General features: G+C 60.3%; 19 protein-coding genes. 12 read left to right on the top strand and 7 right to left on the bottom strand.

The window, feature by feature from the left end; translation table 11 throughout:
• Positions 1-30 precede the first annotated feature (30 nt).
• A complete protein-coding gene (locus M1E02_RS20390) occupies positions 31-351 on the bottom strand; it encodes a DMT family transporter (RefSeq protein WP_479375985.1) in 321 nt (106 codons plus the stop codon).
• 75 nt (positions 352-426) lie between these two features.
• A complete protein-coding gene (locus M1E02_RS20385) occupies positions 427-900 on the bottom strand; it encodes a MarR family winged helix-turn-helix transcriptional regulator (RefSeq protein ID WP_479375984.1) in 474 nt (157 codons plus the stop codon).
• Between the two features lie 73 nt (positions 901-973).
• Between M1E02_RS20385 and M1E02_RS20380 the strand changes: the two genes are divergently transcribed.
• The 8 genes from M1E02_RS20380 to M1E02_RS20345 all read left to right on the top strand — a co-directional run bounded on the left by M1E02_RS20380 (position 974) and on the right by M1E02_RS20345 (position 7603).
• Positions 974-1414, top strand: a complete 441-nt coding sequence (locus M1E02_RS20380; RefSeq protein WP_479375983.1) for a helix-turn-helix transcriptional regulator — start codon at positions 974-976, stop codon at positions 1412-1414.
• A 10-nt stretch (positions 1415-1424) separates the two neighbouring features.
• Positions 1425-1832 (top strand): VOC family protein, encoded by a 408-nt coding sequence (locus M1E02_RS20375; protein WP_479375982.1) that lies wholly within the window; start codon positions 1425-1427, stop codon positions 1830-1832.
• 524 nt (positions 1833-2356) lie between these two features.
• Positions 2357-2755 (top strand): peptidase inhibitor family I36 protein, encoded by a 399-nt coding sequence (locus tag M1E02_RS20370; protein ID WP_479375981.1) that lies wholly within the window; start codon positions 2357-2359, stop codon positions 2753-2755.
• A 136-nt stretch (positions 2756-2891) separates the two neighbouring features.
• Positions 2892-3686 carry a hypothetical protein gene (locus M1E02_RS20365; protein ID WP_479375980.1) on the top strand — a complete coding sequence of 265 codons (795 nt, stop codon included), beginning with the start codon at positions 2892-2894 and terminating at the stop codon, positions 3684-3686.
• Entirely contained in the window at positions 3686-4816 is a 1131-nt protein-coding gene (locus M1E02_RS20360) for a hypothetical protein (RefSeq protein ID WP_479375979.1), read from the top strand. The genes M1E02_RS20365 and M1E02_RS20360 overlap by 1 nt, the downstream gene beginning before the upstream one ends.
• Before the next feature lie 65 nt (positions 4817-4881).
• Positions 4882-6801, top strand: coding sequence for an ABC transporter ATP-binding protein/permease (locus tag M1E02_RS20355; protein WP_479375978.1), 1920 nt, complete (start codon positions 4882-4884; stop codon positions 6799-6801).
• 106 nt (positions 6802-6907) lie between these two features.
• Entirely contained in the window at positions 6908-7186 is a 279-nt protein-coding gene (locus M1E02_RS20350; RefSeq protein WP_479375977.1) for an ArsR/SmtB family transcription factor, read from the top strand.
• A 3-nt stretch (positions 7187-7189) separates the two neighbouring features.
• Entirely contained in the window at positions 7190-7603 is a 414-nt protein-coding gene (locus M1E02_RS20345) for a VOC family protein (RefSeq protein ID WP_479375976.1), read from the top strand.
• Between the two features lie 41 nt (positions 7604-7644).
• On the opposite strand, the gene M1E02_RS20340 is transcribed toward M1E02_RS20345, so the two are convergent.
• From M1E02_RS20340 to M1E02_RS20325, 4 genes are all read right to left on the bottom strand, one after another.
• A complete protein-coding gene (locus M1E02_RS20340) occupies positions 7645-8409 on the bottom strand; it encodes an IclR family transcriptional regulator (RefSeq protein ID WP_479375975.1) in 765 nt (254 codons plus the stop codon).
• Between the two features lie 42 nt (positions 8410-8451).
• A complete protein-coding gene (locus M1E02_RS20335) occupies positions 8452-9222 on the bottom strand; it encodes a cyclase family protein (RefSeq protein ID WP_479375974.1) in 771 nt (256 codons plus the stop codon).
• Positions 9219-9656, bottom strand: a complete 438-nt coding sequence (locus M1E02_RS20330) for a hypothetical protein (RefSeq protein ID WP_479375973.1) — start codon at positions 9654-9656, stop codon at positions 9219-9221. The genes M1E02_RS20335 and M1E02_RS20330 overlap by 4 nt, the downstream gene beginning before the upstream one ends.
• A 189-nt stretch (positions 9657-9845) precedes the next feature.
• A complete protein-coding gene (locus tag M1E02_RS20325; RefSeq protein WP_479375972.1) occupies positions 9846-11297 on the bottom strand; it encodes an amidase in 1452 nt (483 codons plus the stop codon).
• Positions 11298-11448: 151 nt separating this feature from the next.
• Here M1E02_RS20325 and M1E02_RS20320 point away from each other — a divergent pair, with 151 nt between their 5' ends.
• The 3 genes from M1E02_RS20320 (at position 11449) to M1E02_RS20310 (ending at position 13110) form a co-directional block, all read left to right on the top strand.
• Positions 11449-11775, top strand: coding sequence for a rhodanese-like domain-containing protein (locus M1E02_RS20320; RefSeq protein WP_479375971.1), 327 nt, complete (start codon positions 11449-11451; stop codon positions 11773-11775).
• A 41-nt stretch (positions 11776-11816) separates the two neighbouring features.
• Positions 11817-12800, top strand: coding sequence for a prephenate dehydratase (pheA, locus tag M1E02_RS20315; protein ID WP_479375970.1), 984 nt, complete (start codon positions 11817-11819; stop codon positions 12798-12800).
• A gap of 91 nt (positions 12801-12891) precedes the next feature.
• On the top strand, positions 12892-13110 hold the full coding sequence (locus M1E02_RS20310) for a hypothetical protein (protein WP_458112753.1): 219 nt from the start codon (positions 12892-12894) through the stop codon (positions 13108-13110).
• Positions 13111-13167: 57 nt separating this feature from the next.
• Here the strand turns inward: M1E02_RS20310 and M1E02_RS20305 are convergent, their stop codons facing one another.
• Positions 13168-14256 carry a diacylglycerol/lipid kinase family protein gene (locus tag M1E02_RS20305; RefSeq protein WP_479375969.1) on the bottom strand — a complete coding sequence of 363 codons (1089 nt, stop codon included), beginning with the start codon at positions 14254-14256 and terminating at the stop codon, positions 13168-13170.
• Between the two features lie 79 nt (positions 14257-14335).
• On the opposite strand from M1E02_RS20305, the gene serS reads away from it, so the two are divergent.
• The gene (gene serS / locus M1E02_RS20300) at positions 14336-15616 is read left to right on the top strand and encodes a serine--tRNA ligase (RefSeq protein ID WP_479375968.1); all 1281 of its coding nucleotides are present in this window, start codon (positions 14336-14338) and stop codon (positions 15614-15616) included.
• Positions 15617-15622 lie beyond the last annotated feature (6 nt).

Here is a 15622-nt window from a genome sequence, read left to right as displayed (position 1 = left end):
GTCCTTTCACGGTGATGGGGTGGGGGAGGGTCATGCGGCGCCGCTGAGTTGGAGTCCGACGACCCCGCCAATGACGACAGCGATGCCGAGGCCTTTCTTCCAGTTCAGCCGCTGACCGAGGAAGGTGGCGCCGAAAATGACGATCCCGACACCGGCGACACTGGTCCAGATCGCATAGCCCACGCCGACGTCGAAGGTCAGTAGTGCGAGGCTAAGGAAGAGGGTGGCGATCGCGCCGCTGACGAGGGTTCCGACCGTCCACCACAGTTTGGTGAAGCCTTGTGCTTTGCTCGCTAAAATGCCGACGGCGACTTCGAAGATGACGGCTATTCCCAGATAGAACCAGCTCATGATGTTCCTTTCAATAAAGTAAAATATTGCATGTACATACAGATATATGGTCAAAAAAACATGATTCCTTCTGGTTCAGGAAACAAGTTTCCTTAAAGTCTCGAAGGCGCGATCCATGTCAACGAGATGGAGATGCGGGTGCTGCTGGTTTACGCTCTGCAGCAGCTCCCATAGCTTGTTCTCGTATGGCTCGCGGATTGTCTTCACGACGTTCAGTCCATCATCGGTGATGACCGCATAGACACCTCGCCTGTCGTCAGGACAGGTATCGCGGAAGGCCAGTCCTTTGGCTTCGAGGCGTCCCACCAAGCGCGTCACCGAACTTTGGTTCAGGTGGACCCTTGCTGCAAGCTCGTTGATTCGCAGTTCCCGATTTGACTCCTTGCTCAGGTGGAGCACCGCACGGTAGTCGGTCAGGCCGATGTTGTAGGTGTCGGCGAGCCACTTGGCGAGGTCAGCGTCCACCTCGCTCACCACTGCCGCGACCTGCGACCACGCCGAACTCAGGTCACGGAAAGCACCTGCCTTAGAGTCCGAATCTATGTACATGCAGGTAACTGTACCCTGCGGGGCAAACCAGCACTCGACTCGAACTTCCGGGACCCGGTGGTAGCCTCATCACATGACTCCTCAGGACCTGGCCAACCTGGTTCTTTTGCGCCGTGCACGGGATCTGATCGACCGTGAGTATGCCCGCCCGCTGGACGTTCCCACCATGGCCCGGCACGCATTAATGTCCCCGGCGCACTTCTCCAGGCAGTTCCGCGATGCCTACGGCGAAACGCCTTACAGCTACCTGATGACGCGCAGGATCGAACGGGCCATGGCTCTCTTGCGGGCGGGATGGAGCGTTACGGACGCCTGCATGGAGGTCGGTTCCACATCGTTGGGCTCGTTCAGCGCCCGGTTCACGGAGATCGTGGGGGAGACGCCCAGTTCGTATCGTTCCCGGGACCACCACGCCGTCGAGGCCATGCCGGCGTGTATCGCCAAGATCAGGACCCGTCCGGCCCGCTACGTGAAAAGCAGTATTGGAGAAGCGGTGCCGGCAGCCTCGGACTAGCGTTGCCACCATGACTATCGCACTCCAGTACTGCAATATCACTGTCAACGATCCCGAAGAGTCACTCGCGTTCTACCGCGACGCGCTCGGCCTCGAAGTCCGCAACGACGTCGCCCAGGGCGGCTTCCACTGGATCACCCTTGGAACGGAGGACCAGCCTGGCCTTGAGATCGTCCTGTCCTCGCCGCATGCCGGCCGTTCCCAGGCCGACGGCGACGCTCTCCAAGAGCTCCTCGTCAAGGGCGTGCTCCCCATGCTTGTGTTCCGTACTGACGATCTGGACGGGTTGTTCGAGAAAGTCAGGGCCTCCGGAGCAGAGGTCATGCAGGAGCCCATCGACCAGCCGTGGGGCCCGCGCGACTGTGCCTTCCGTGATCCCTCAGGGAACATGATTCGGATTTCCCAGGCACATGCCTAAAGCCAAACCGTAGGGAGAGGGCGACGGCGGTACCCGGCTTGGGTGCCGCCGTCGCCCTCTGTCTGTCTCCCCGCCCCGCTTGGATAGCCCCGAATGCGCACGGAGGCCTCGGCTCATACAGAGCCGCCACGTCGCCTTGCTGGTCTACCCGCATCGATGCCCTTGGCCGCTCTGCCTGACATCGTGCTGCTATCCACGTTCGACCCCAAGTACCTTGCCCCATGCGCGGAAATTTTGCTCCTCTCGGCTGGGAAGCCCTGTTACGGTGCATACCGAATCAGGACCGGGAGGGCGGGCCTGACAAAGGCCAGGAAGAACACACCAAGAGCGGCCCCCTCGGTTCTGCTCAACAAACCGGATGACTGGTTTGGTTTATCCCAACTTTGGGCTTAGGCTCCTCCTTGGCTAGTCAGCGCCTTTCGGTCATGACGAGTTATCAACGGTTACTGGGGGAAGTAAGTGGGGTCGTTGCTTGACCGCGTCTAATGGATCGCCAGAACTCTCACACCTAAAGAAATGGCGACATGAAGACAATTACGAAGGCTCTGTTGGCGTCCGCTTTTGCGCTCCCGCTAATGGCAGGCGCTGGTGTTAGCGCTGCCACTGCTGACGGCAGTCAGACCTGCAACAACGGTAACGTGTGCCTGTTTTCCGACTCGAATTGGAACGGGGTTAAGACAACGAATTCATACAATTCGTCGTGGCTGGGAAGTGCGGTTAATGATAGCACCTCCTCAATTATTGTCGGCTATACAACTAACCCCTCTTACAGATATGTGATGTTCTACGAGCACACGAATCACACCGGTGTCAATATGTTCTACATGAAAGAGGGCCAAGTCGTGAGTAATTTGCAGAGCATTGCTTTCCCCGGTGGTGGAAGCTGGAACGACAAGATATCGAGCCATCAAGAGGCCTACTAAAGGTCAGTCCACTTTGTAAAATTGCTATACGGAGGTAATGGTGGCTAGGTATCCACTTGCAGTTGCACTGATTTTGATCGCATTGACGGGTTGTGGAGTAGTTCCGAAAGACGCGAACAGCGCAAACGCACCTGCAGTGAACGAGCCTAGCCTGCCGTCGGTGGATCGGGGGGCCTACAAGCATGTTAAGGCGAAACTGGACCCATCGACGGCAACCGTTACCCTGCCGATGGACATGTATGAGGCCAACGCAGATGAGTCAATGACTATATCGGCGGCCAATATGTACATCATCGAAGCGTGCGTTGAAGAGGCAGGCGTGGCAATGCCTGAGAAGCACGGAGATCTCGAGGTTCGGACGGAAAATACGTACGGGATCTGGGTTCGTTCCTTTGCTGCGACGCACGGCTATAACGTGGTGGCAACCCGCACGATCCGAGGAATCTACGATTCTGGAACACGAGTCTCATCCAAAGAATCTGTGCAGAAGTATTTCGAATGTGATGGCGCAACTGCCGGGACCCAGATTCCGGCATTCCGCAGCAGAATAGCGGGTGAAAGCTCACTCCAGGCAAGCATTATCAATGATGCTATAGCGCTGTCAGCACGAGACCCTGACTATATCGCTGCCAAAGATGAATGGATCAGCTGCCTGCAGGATTCAGGCGTTACAATGCGAGCTGAAGAACCGGGTGGTTGGATACCTTCCTTCCCGTCGGACCAAGAAGGGCAGATCAGAACGGCTATCCAGGACGTGGATTGCAAGGAACGCACGGACATGGTTCAACGCATAACGGACGTCGTGGCCCAATACCAAGCGGCTCTGATCTCACGTAATCAGGCAGCCCTAAATGCCCTGGCGCAAGAGAAGAAAGATGCTCTATCCCGTGCGGCCGAAGTCCTGCGTCAGCACGGGAAGGCAGCGGCCTAGTGAGCGATGCAATAACCACAGTCAGGCTTTCCAGAATTCCAAGATTCGGCCGCATTGTCTTGTTCTCGGTGCTGATTTCGCTCGCGCTCATAGGCGCATACATCGCTGGAAGCAGTGTGGTTTCCCCCGAAGCCGAGGCGCTTAAGTCTGTAAGTACACAGATCGAGGTGACTGCGAAGGTGGAACGCAAATCCCTCACCAGCAGCTTGGAGATACAGGGCAGCGTCCAGGCCGGTCCGTCAGTTTCCATCCTGGCCTCGGCTCCGTCAAATGCCGAACGTGCGGTCGTTACGGAAACAAACGTCAGCGCTGGTGACAAGATCACACCGGGAATGCTCATCGCTTCAATTTCCGGGCGTCCTCTGATAACAATGCCCTCGTCAGTCCCTCTATACAGGAATTTGAAGGACAAGGACACTGGGCCTGATGTAACCGCATTACAGCAAGCCCTCCTGGGCCTGGGTTACTGGCCAAACTTGTCTGGCATTTACGACGACCCGAGCCAGAAGGCAGTAAAAGCACTGTATGAGGACCTCGGCCTAACCCCACCGCTGGGGAACGACAAGAAGACTGAAGTGATGTGGAAGGAGTTCGCCCAGATACCGAACGATGTGGGCACAGTCGTTTCCGTGGCGGCCGTAGGTGCAGTTCTCACAGAGGAAAAGGTTGTTGCTACCGTCAAAGTGGGTCCCGACTCCATCGTGGCCAGAGCCAGCATAGTCCAGGCAGAAGCTCTCAAGAACGGCCAGAGTGTTGAACTGCACGGTGCCTCAAGCTTTGTTTCCCAAGGAACTGTCTCTTCCATTGGTCAATTTCAGGAAGGGGATCCAGAAAAGGCTACTGCTGCCGGAATGGATGTGACTGTTGCTGTCCCCGATGGCGTCGTTCTGCCGAAATCCGGGCAGCCGGTTTCTATCAGCGTCAAGAGTTCGCTGGCAGATAGCCTCGCGGTGCCGCTGACGGCAATAAAGCAGGATGCCGACGGTGCATACGTGACGTTGACGGCCTCGACAGAGGAGGGTGGCGGGGCAACTGTCGTCCGCGTCAGCGTTACGGGTCAATCCGACGGATGGGCTTCTATCGCCAATGTCCCTGAACTGACACCAGGAACAGTGGTCCAAATATCGTGACTGTTGAAGCCGAGATCGGAACGGAAGGTCAAGCCCTCGGAGGCCAGAAGCCGCCGCTTCTCCAGATGAAAGGCGTGGGAAGGATCTATGCGGGAGACACTCCCACTCGCGCCCTGCTGAATGTCGACCTTGAGATCCATCAAGGCGACTTCGTCGCCATTGTTGGTCCATCGGGTTCCGGCAAGTCAACTCTCCTGAATCTTTTGGGACTCCTGGACCAGTCCACTGAAGGGCAGTACTCCGTTCAAGGGCAGAACGTCTCAGATATGAGTGAGGCACGGAGAGACTGGCTCCGGGCCCGCATGTTCGGCTTCGTTTTCCAGGCATCTCACGTCATCATGGAAGAATCAACGGCGCGCAATGCTGCACTAGGTCTTCGAATTCAGGGAATTCCAAGATCCACGCGGGAAGTCCGGGTGGAAGAAGCACTACGGCGGGTCGGATTGGGGCACCGCACGACTTCCTTGGGTAAGAACCTTTCAGGCGGAGAACGGCAACGATTGGCTTTGGCGAGGGCGCTTGCCACGAACCCCAAAGTCGTGTTCGCGGACGAGCCTACGGGCAACCTCGACACGGTAAACAGCCAGCGCGTGATTGACGATTTGAAGGCTCTCAACCGAACCGGCGTCACGGTCATCGTCATCACTCATGACCCTGTAGTTGCTGCGGCAGCTAGAAGGCAAGTGAGCATCGTGGATGGTGAACTCACAGGCGGCCTCGTGAACGAGGAGGAGATACCCGAGGGGGATTTCCAGGCGGAAATCCTTCAATCTGGCGCAGAAAGGCGACGGGAGCGGGCGAACAGGCTCGGCGATGACTTCTTCGATGCACTCAATTCTCTTACTATGAGATCCGGAAAAGCCTTGTTGCTAACGCTGGCCTTCATGCTGGGAGTCGGAGGGCTGGTGTCCTCCGTTGGATTGAGTCAGAGCGCATCCGCTCAGGTGTCCGAGAGAGTCGCCCAGGCGGCATTGGACGAGATGCAAGTATCACAGAGGCCTTCGTCAAGGACCGCCGAACGTGGCATTGCAGTGCTCGAGCAGGAGCGCCTTGTAATCGGGGGCCTTCGCGGAGTCGTTGATGTCGGTATCAAACTTGATCTGGCGGCGGCAGACTACAAGCCCTCCCTATTCAGACCAGGGAGTGTACAGCAACCTGTCTATGACGGGACGATGATGGCTGTAGATTCCCACTACTTGAAACTCAACAACGTCGTGATTCAGCCGGCGTCTGCTGCTCAGCTTCTTGACAGCTCGTTCGGGGGGCCTGTGGCAGTACTTGGACCAGCCGCGGCCGCCCGTATGGGCATTCCCCTGGCAGGGCCAGATCGGAAGCTGTGGATAGGCGGAAGCTTAGTCCCAGTCGTAGGCATCATCGAGGAGCCCGGACGGAATCCGGTCTTGTCCGACAGCATTCTGTTAGGCATCGGGGAACACCAGATTTCGGAATCTGATAACCCCGTCTTCGTAGTTCGGACCCAACCCGGCTTCCCTGCGCCTCTTTCCGACGCAGTCGGACTCGCCTTGGACCCCGCCCATCCGGACCGTTATGAAGTCAGTACCGTGGCTGATCTTCGCGCACTTCAAATGGGGGTGGGTGACGACCTGGCGGTTCTGATAAGCGTCATCTCATGGGTGCTGCTTGGACTTGCCTCCCTTAGTGCAGCAACTTCCATGTACCTAACTGTCCAAACCAGAAAGTCTGAGATTGCGCTGAGAAGGGCGATAGGGACGAGCCGGGCGAGTATCCGCCGCATGTTTATCCTGGAAGGATTCTTGGTTGGTACGGCAGGGGGCCTGGCTGGAGTCGCATTAGGTGTTATCGCAGTAGTTCTCTTTTCCATCTCTCAGGAATGGACACCCGTTCTTGGACCTGAATCACTCTGGATCGGCGTGATGGCAGGAGGAGTAACGGGGACAATTTCTGCGTTATATCCGGCGTTAATGGCGGCGCGTGCGGATCCGGCCCAAGCAATACGCGCGTAGATGATCCCTGAATACGCCCAACCTCGGTACGCGGACGTCAGGTCTCCGCACAGCGTTAGCTGAAGGTGTCTTGATATGCAAGCAGCCACTTGCCTATTATGAACGCATGGTCGATGTCTTCCGCGCTCTCGACGACGAGACGAGGCGCCTGGTTCTTGACGAACTGTCAGCGCGTAACGGCCAGACTCTGTTCGAAATCTGCACCACGCTCGCAATGCGTCACGGCCTCACCCTTACACGACAGGCGATCTCCCAGCACCTGGGCGTGCTCGAGTCTGCTGGCCTCGTGGTGACTGAGCGGCGGGGACGCTCCAAGTTCCACTACTTCAATCCCGAGCCTCTCGACCAGATCACCGGACGATGGCCCAGCCAGAAAAAGGACTGAACAATGAAAATTTCCCTGACGAGCCTGTTCGTTGACGACCAGCGGGCCGCCCTCGCCTTCTACACCGAGGTGCTCGGCTTCAAAAAGCGACATGACATCCCCCTCGGAGAGAACTTCTGGCTCACCGTTGAATCACCCGAGGTGGTTGACGGTCCGGAGCTTCTGCTGGAGCCCGCCGGTCACCCTGCAGTGAAGCCGTACCGGGATGCGCTGATGGAAGACGGCATCCCCCTCGCTCAGTTCTCAGTCCAGGACATCCAGGCCGAGTACGCCAGGCTGACTGGCCAGGGCGTCGTGTTCACCCAGCCACCCACTGACATCGGCACAGCTTTCGTGGCCGTCTTAAACGACACCTGCGGCAACCTCGTTCAGCTCATCGAAATGAAGCCGAACTGGAACGACGCCGACGCCAGTTAGGGGGCGGCGCACCCCGCGGCTCCACGCTCGATGTCCCCAGGTCAAGCGGACCGCCCGGTCAAGGCCGCTTCCAGTGCCCGCCCCCACTTGACGACGGCGGCAGCACACTCGGCGCTTTTGGGTTCCAGCCTGCTTTTGGGCCCCACAACCTGCAGCGCAGCCAGCACCTCGCCGCGGAAATCGTGAATAGGAACAGCCAGGGAATATAAACCGGGTTCCGCTTCCTCATCCACCACTGAATATCCGCGCTCCCGGGCCGCGTGAAGCCGCTCCAGGAAGTCGTCAACGCCCGTGGAGGTCTTGGGTCCATGCTTCACGAACTCTGTGCTGCTGAAGACCGTCCGGACCTCGTCGTCAGTCGCTTGCCACAGTAGGGCCTGGCCGGCGTCACTGCAGTAAGCGGGGTAAGGCCTGCCGATCCACGAGCCGATCATCTTGCTGTCGGCCGGAACCCGTTCGCCGATCGTAACTGTTGAATCGCCGCTCAGAACGCCCAGGAAGCAGCCCTCTCCGGTGTCCTCGACCAGGCCTTCCAATGCCGTCAGGCCATCAGTCCGCAGACGCTGCTCCGTGAGCGCCCGCGCATCTGCATAAAGTCCCCAGTGCAACGCATAGGCCCGGCGCTCGCCCCGGACCAGGAAATCCTCCTGCAGCGCCGCCTTGAGCCCGCGCGACACCTGGCTGCGGTCTTTGCCGAGATCTGCGGCGACGTCAGCAACCGTGGCACCCGCACTGCCGCCGGCATGCCGGGCACTCACCGCGAACACCACGTTCATCCCACGGCCCATGCTTGAGTTTTTCGGCATGGGCCGAGTCTAGCCAACGTTGGCAGCTGTTAACTGCAGAGGTCAGTGGATGGCAAAGACCCGGGCAGGGAAGCCGCTGCCACCTTGGGGTTTGGGCCAGGTAGCCACGATCGCTGCCCCTGCTTCGGGAAGGGACTCCAAGCTGGCCAGAAGCTCAATCTGCCAGCGCCCCTGCGCCAGGATGTAGGTTTCGAGACTGAAGTCCGAGCGGGACGTGGCGCTGCCCGGATCAGTGTCTGTTTGTTCGTGGCCGATTGCGCGGATATTCCGCTCTTCCACCAGGAACCTCAATACCTCGGAGGACCACCCGGGTGTGTGGCTGACGCTGTCGGCATCCTTGTTGGCCATAGCCTCCCCATCGGGCCAGCGGCTGCTCCACCCACTGCGCAGCGCCACGAAGGAGTCCTCCGGGATCCGGCCGTGCCGCTTTTCCCACGCCTCCACATCGGCGAGGGAAGGAGTGGCATCGGGGTCCGCCTCCACCCGATCACTGATGTCCAGGACCACAAGGGGCAGGATCATTTCCCGCACAGGAATGTGGTCCAGGGTCTGCCCGGACCGGATAAAGTGCGACGGCGGATCGACGTGGGTGCCCCACTGCCCGACGATGGTGTACTGGTGCGCCGTAAACCCATCCCCGGCCTCCAGATCGAAGAGACTGCTGCGGACTTCGTCGGGAAATGCCGGGAAATGGGGTTGCCCCGGGTGGAAGGCGTGGGTCAGGTCCGTGAAGGTCCGTCCGGCCAAGAGAGTGCTGAGGCTTTCCCATGCTCCGGTGCTGACGCTTTCGGTTGTTCCTGCGCTGGTTGTCATGCCGCAACCCTTCCTGTCATGAAGGTGGAGATGTTGAGTGCTTCAGAAACCTCAAGAACCGGGACTTCCCAAGGATGGATATCAACGACTCTTTCGACAATCCGCCCAACGGCGTCGTCGGAAAGGTCCGCGTCGATGTAGGTGGTCAGCAGGAAAGTGGGAGAGACGCTGCGTTCGCCGACTGTGCCCATTGTTGGATTGGCGCCTTCGCCCACCGTGAATCCCTCGAACCCCAGGCCCGACTCAAAGACGTGGTGGTACATCCCGAAGTCTCCGAGCTCGGGCATATCGCGCAGAGCTCCCAGAAACGCGGCCAGCCGGGGGTCCTCCTCGAACACCTGCGTTTCGCCGGCAGCGAGCCGTGCGAGGATCTCCCGCTCGATTGGCCAATGGATGCGCAGTTTCCGCACTCGCTTCATGCCCGAAATTCCCATGTGATTCCTTTTCCTGTGGCCAGGCCCTTGCCTGGGAGACGCTCCTGTGCGTTCACTTGTGCCTTCATGGTGACACACCTCACTGGTCATCACAAGCACGTCTAAATGTTTATGATGCACATGTTGACCCAAAGACCGAGTCGCCAAGGCTCGGAAGAGTAAGAGTGAAAAGACGGGGAGAAGCGGAGTCTAGAACCCCAGCTGGGCGGCGATCTGGAGGAGGAGTGCCTCGGAACCCAAGGGGCCGATGAGTTGGATCCCCATGGGAAGGGGGCTTCCCTGCGTTCCATCAGTCCAATGGACAGGCAGAGTGATGGCAGGGAGTCCGCATGCGTTGACCATCGATGACCACGGAGCATACTCGCACTGCCGGCGGTAGTCTCCGTCGGCGTCGCCCGCCCATTCGGTGGGCCAGGGCCCGTCGCCATGCGTGCCGGTAAACCAGCCCACAGGCCTTGGGGTCTGAGCCAGGGTAGGAGTCATGATGAGATCCCACGCGGCGTACTGGGCGATGGTGTCACGCTGGAACTGCCGCAGAAAGCCCAGGGCTTCGGCGAGCTTGGAGGCGCTCCGCTGCTGGGCCCGCCGCCTGAACGTCCGGGTGAGCGGGGTCAGGAGCGGTTCGCGCCGCGGGCTGATTCGCGCGGCGCCCACTCCGGCGGTCCAGGCTGTGGTGAAAGCATCCGGGTAGCGGTTGTCGTAGCGGATAACTGCCTCCGACGTCGTATGTCCCGCCGTCTCCAGCATCCTCACCCCCTCAGCCAGTGCCTCGAGGGCCTCCGGGTCTGGGGTAGAAGGGAAAATGCCCTGCCAGGGGCTGTCCAGGCTGATGCCGATCCGGAGCTTCCCGGGTTTTCGTTTCAGGGCGGCTAGGTAGCCTCCAGATGGACCCGTCGGATCCGAGGCACCGCGCTCAAGGGCATTGGGCATTAATGCATCCAGCATGAGGGCGGCGTCCTCTGCCCGCCGGGCGAGGGGGCCAGTGACCACCAGGCGCGCCGGGTCACCGGTACTTTCCCCCATTGGTACCAGCCCGCGGCCGGGCTTTAGTCCAACGAGGCCGCATGCCGCAGCGGGAATACGGACAGAGCCGCCGCCGTCGGTCCCGGGGGCGAACGGCACGAGTCCCGCCGCTACCGCCGCAGCACTTCCGCCGGAGGACCCGCCGGAACTCCTGCTCATCGCATGAGGATTGCGCGACGGCGGCGCGATCCTGTTTTCGCTATAGGCCGTCAGCCCGAACTCGGGCACCTGCGTCTTTCCGAGGGAAATGACTCCCTGCGCTTTGAGTGCTGCGGCGAGTACTCCGTCAGCAGGAGCCGGCCGGTGGTCCAGCGCAGCGCTTCCGTGAGTGGTCACAACGCCGGCCACGTCCGTGAGGTCCTTGAATGCCACCGGCATACCGTGGAGGAGCGGGAGGACGTCTGCGCCGGAATCACCGGCAGTGCGCACATAAAGGTCATCAGCGGCCGCAGCGTCACGCATTGCCTGATCGGCCGTTACGGTGATGAAAGCACCCAGGCCCTTGTTCCTTGCCTCTACCCGGCGAAGGTAATGTTCGGTTGCTTCCCAGGCGGACAGCTTGCCCTCGGCGAGGGCATCCCGCAATTGCACAGCGGAGAGTTCATGGAGGTCAGCCACGACGGCCCGTCCTTGTGATGGTGGCTCTTACCGGCACGCGGTTCTCCTTTGCGTTGTCCACAGAAAGCGTAACGTGGCACCTGCTGGGCGATGGCCCCGGCTGCTGGCGATACGCTGGAGTCAGACCTAGAAAATCCAGGAGAGGACTCCCATGAGTGATTTCGAAACCGTAAAAGTGAACGATATTCCTACCGGTGCCCGCCTTCTTGACGTGCGGGAGGATTATGAGTGGTCAGCCGGGCATGCTGAGTCCGCGCTGCACATCCCGTTGGAACAGCTTCCAGCGCGCCTCGATGACCTGGATCCGGACGAGGACCTCTACGTTATTTGCCGTACCGGCGGACGCTCCTTCCGCGCTGCTCAGTGGTTGGTAGCCCAGGGATATTCGGCCTTCAACGTGGCGGGCGGCATGGATCAATGGCTGGAATCCGGCTTGCCGTTGGTCTCGGAGAGCGGCCTCAAACCAGTGATCCTGTAGTTCCTGTTCCGTCTGCTGCCAGTTCAACTGAAGGACTATCGATGCCCGCAGTTCCCGTTACCTACACCTTCCTAGGCCCTGAGGGTACTTTCACCGAAGCGGCGCTACTCCAGGTTCCGGGGGCTGTGGACGCGGTGCGCATCCCGTCGTCGAATGTTAACTCGGCCCTGGACAAGGTGCGGGGCGGATCCGCCGACGCCGCAATGGTGCCCATCGAAAACTCTGTGGAGGGCGGTGTGACGGCCACACTTGACGCCATAGCCACGGGGGAAGAGCTGCGGATCATAGGTGAAGCCCTTGTTCCCATCAGCTTTGTCCTTGTGACAAGGCCGGGGGTGAAAATCTCGGACATTCGCAGCATTTCCACGCATGGACATGCCTGGGCCCAGTGCAGACTGTGGGCCGAGGCCAATATTCCGGGTGCCGAATACATTCCCGGCACCTCGACTGCCGCGGCGGCGCTTGGCCTGCTCAACGACGACGGCGTCCACTACGACGCCGCCATTTGCGCACCCATTGTGGCTGAGGAGCAACCAGGCCTGCAGGTCCTGGCAGAAAACATCGGGGACAATCCCGGGGCCGTAACCCGCTTTGTACTGGTCAGCAGGCCCGGAGTATTGCCGGAGCGGACGGGCGCAGACAAGACAACCGTGGTGGTGCCGCTGCCGGAGGACCGTCCTGGCGCCCTGATGGAGATTCTGGACCAGTTCGCTACCCGAGGCGTGAACCTCAGCAGGATCGAGTCGCGCCCCACGGGGCAGTACCTTGGGCACTACTTTTTCAGCATCGATGCCGACGGCCACGCGGCGGACGCTCGGATGGCGGACGCCCTGGCGGGTTTGCACAGGATCAGTCCTGCCACACGGTTCCTCGGCTCATACGGCAGAGCAGATGCGCAAAGCCCGGTAGTGGAACCACACACCTCGGACGAAGCATTCCAAGCGGCGCATGCATGGGTACAAGGAATTCTCTCAGGCGTATCAGTAAGCCAGGATCCGGCCCCGGAGGCTTCGCGCACAGCGTAGACAAATGCCGCTTGCAGCACTTTCGCGCCTGCTGAAGTGTGCGTATGCTTGCCAGATCAACGGGGGAAACCTCTACCGGAGGGAGCGGGACATGTCAGCAGCCAGTACCGAGAATGACGGCCAAGGGATGATCGTCAATCCGAAGCCGCGTGCCGAAAACCAGGACTGGGACGGCGATGAGGCAGACCGCGCCGATCGACTCCGCTTTGAAGAAGAGCAGGCCATGATCCGCGAGCAAACCGAAGCCCGTGCCGCAGCCAAAGCAGCTGCGGAAAAGCTGGCCGCCGAAGCAAAGGGCTCCGGCTCCTGACTGCGGCAGAAGCCTGAACCCCTCTAAAGTGACCTGAGCACGGGGAGACTGCTGGTACTACAGCGTGGAACCCTCCGGCATCCAGTGTGCTGTTGGATCACCCTTGACCCGGACCAGCAATGATCTGGGATCAACCCTGACAGTAACCGAGGTGGCCTCGCCTGAGGGGTCCCCGTCCAGCTGGGTCGGCATCGGTTCGGCGCACCGGATCACTGCCTTGCCTGAACGGTAGTAGGTCATCACGGGTAGATGGCCCTTGTGCTTGAAGACGATTTTTGCGTACATCGCCACCCAGCCGATGGCGCTGCGCGGACTCATGACCACAACGTCGAGCATGCCGTCGTCGATCATGGCCTGCGGGACAAAGTCGATACCACCCGGGATCAGCCCGCAGTTCGCGAAGAGCAGGCTTCGGATTTTCCGGGTTTGCTCCGGCTGGTCGTCCAGTGCGATGGATACCTTCTTCCGCCTGCCAGGCATATGGCGCACGCCGGCTTCCGTGTAGGCCAACCAGCCCACCGCCCTCTTCAGCCCGTCGTTGGTATCGCCAAGGATCTCGGCGTCCAGGCCGATCCCGGCGATGACCAGGAACGTGTGCTTGGACGAATGCCCTGTCCTGGAGTTGACGATGCCCATTTGGGCTGTGTCGATGAAGCGTTGATGGCCGAACAGGGCTGTATCGATGCTCCCGGGCAGGTCGTAGACGTCAAGATTCAGGTTGCGGGCCAGAAGATTTCCGGTTCCCAGCGGGACAAGGCCCATGGGGATCTTGCTGCCCGCCAGGGTCTCAGCCACAACCCGTACTGTTCCATCGCCGCCGCCCACCAGAACGACGTCGGCCTCGTGGGCAAGGGCCGCCCGCCCCTGAGAAAAGCCGGGATCCTCAACGGTGGTTTCAAAGAAGCGGGGTTCCTCCCACCCGGCGGCGAGGCAGGCTCGCTTTATGGACGCGCGCGCTTCCTCGGACTTGGCCTTGATGGGGTTCAACACGACGGCCACTTTTTGCTTTTCCAAGCCAGGATGGTGGGCTTCTTCGCCGACGGCACTGCGGATATGCCGGGCCTTTAGCTTGCGCACACCCCACCAGCTTGAGAAGGCAAAAGCCAGCGCTCCGAGGGCGATGAGATAGATCAGCAGGTCGCTCATTGTGCTCCAACAGTATCCCGGCCCGGGGTCTCGCTTGGGCCCGCATCGGTGTGCGTGGTGGATTCGATACTCTTGTCTGGTGATCGACGTAAAAGACCTCAGCGACAATCCGGACAAGTTCCGTGCCAGCCAGCGCGCCCGCGGCGCCGACGAATCTGTTGTGGATGCGATCATGTCCGCTGATTCAGCCCGGAGGGCAGCGCTGATTCGCTTTGAGAACCTGCGCGCCGAACAGAATGTCTTTGGCAAGAAGGTGGCCCAGGCCAAGGGCGAGGAAAAGCAGGCCCTGCTGGCTGAGGTCAGGGAACTCGCCAACTCAGTAAAGGCGGCGTCCGCCGAGGCCGACGCAGCCCAGGCCAAGCAGGAGGAGTTGCTGCGCGGCATCCCCAACCTGATCGAGGACGGTGTTCCTGAGGGCGGCGAGGATGATTACATCGTGGTCAAAACTGTGGGCACTCCACGTGAATTCCCGGATTTCGAGCCCCGCGACCACCTGGAAATCGGCGAGCTGATTGGCGCCATCGACATGGAACGTGGTGCCAAAGTTTCAGGCTCACGGTTCTATTTCCTTCGGGGCGTAGGTGCCCGGCTGGAAATGGCGCTCCTCCAGATGGCCATGGAACAGGCTATCGACGCCGGCTTTGTTCCCATGATTACCCCTACTCTGGTGCGCCCCGAAACCATGCAGGGTACCGGCTTTGATGTGAAGCACGACGCCGAGATCTACCGGCTCGCCGAAGACGACCTTTACCTCGTGGGAACCTCGGAGGTGGCTTTGGCGGGGTACCACGCCGACGAAATCCTGGACCTCTCCAACGGGCCCATCCGGTACGCGGGCCAGAGTTCCTGTTACCGCCGCGAGGCGGGCTCACACGGCAAGGACACCCGCGGGATCATCCGCGTCCACCAGTTCAACAAGGTGGAAATGTTCATCTACACCACGGTGGAGGAAGCCGCAGCCGAGCATGAGCGGCTCCTCGCGTGGGAAGAGGAAATGCTGGGCAAGTGCGAGCTGCCGTACCGGGTCATTGACACTGCGGCCGGCGACCTCGGCATGTCCGCGGCACGGAAGTTCGACTGCGAAGCCTGGGTTCCCACGCAGGGCGCCTACCGCGAGCTCACCTCGACGTCCAACTGCACCACGTTCCAGTCCCGCCGCCTCAACATCCGGGAGCGCACTGTCAACGAGGAAGGCGTCTCCAAGGGAACGCGCGCCGTCGCAACCCTCAACGGCACGCTGGCCACCACGCGCTGGATCGTGGCCATCCTGGAGCACCACCAGAACGCGGACGGTTCCGTCAACGTTCCAGTGGCGCTGCAGAAGTACCTTGGCGGCCTCGAAGTCCTGCCGGTGCTGTAACCGGCT

Source organism: Arthrobacter sp. Z5-13 (assembly GCF_056499105.1).
The sequence above is the reverse complement of the archived record's forward strand: the minus strand, read 5'-3'. Positions and strand labels throughout refer to the sequence as shown.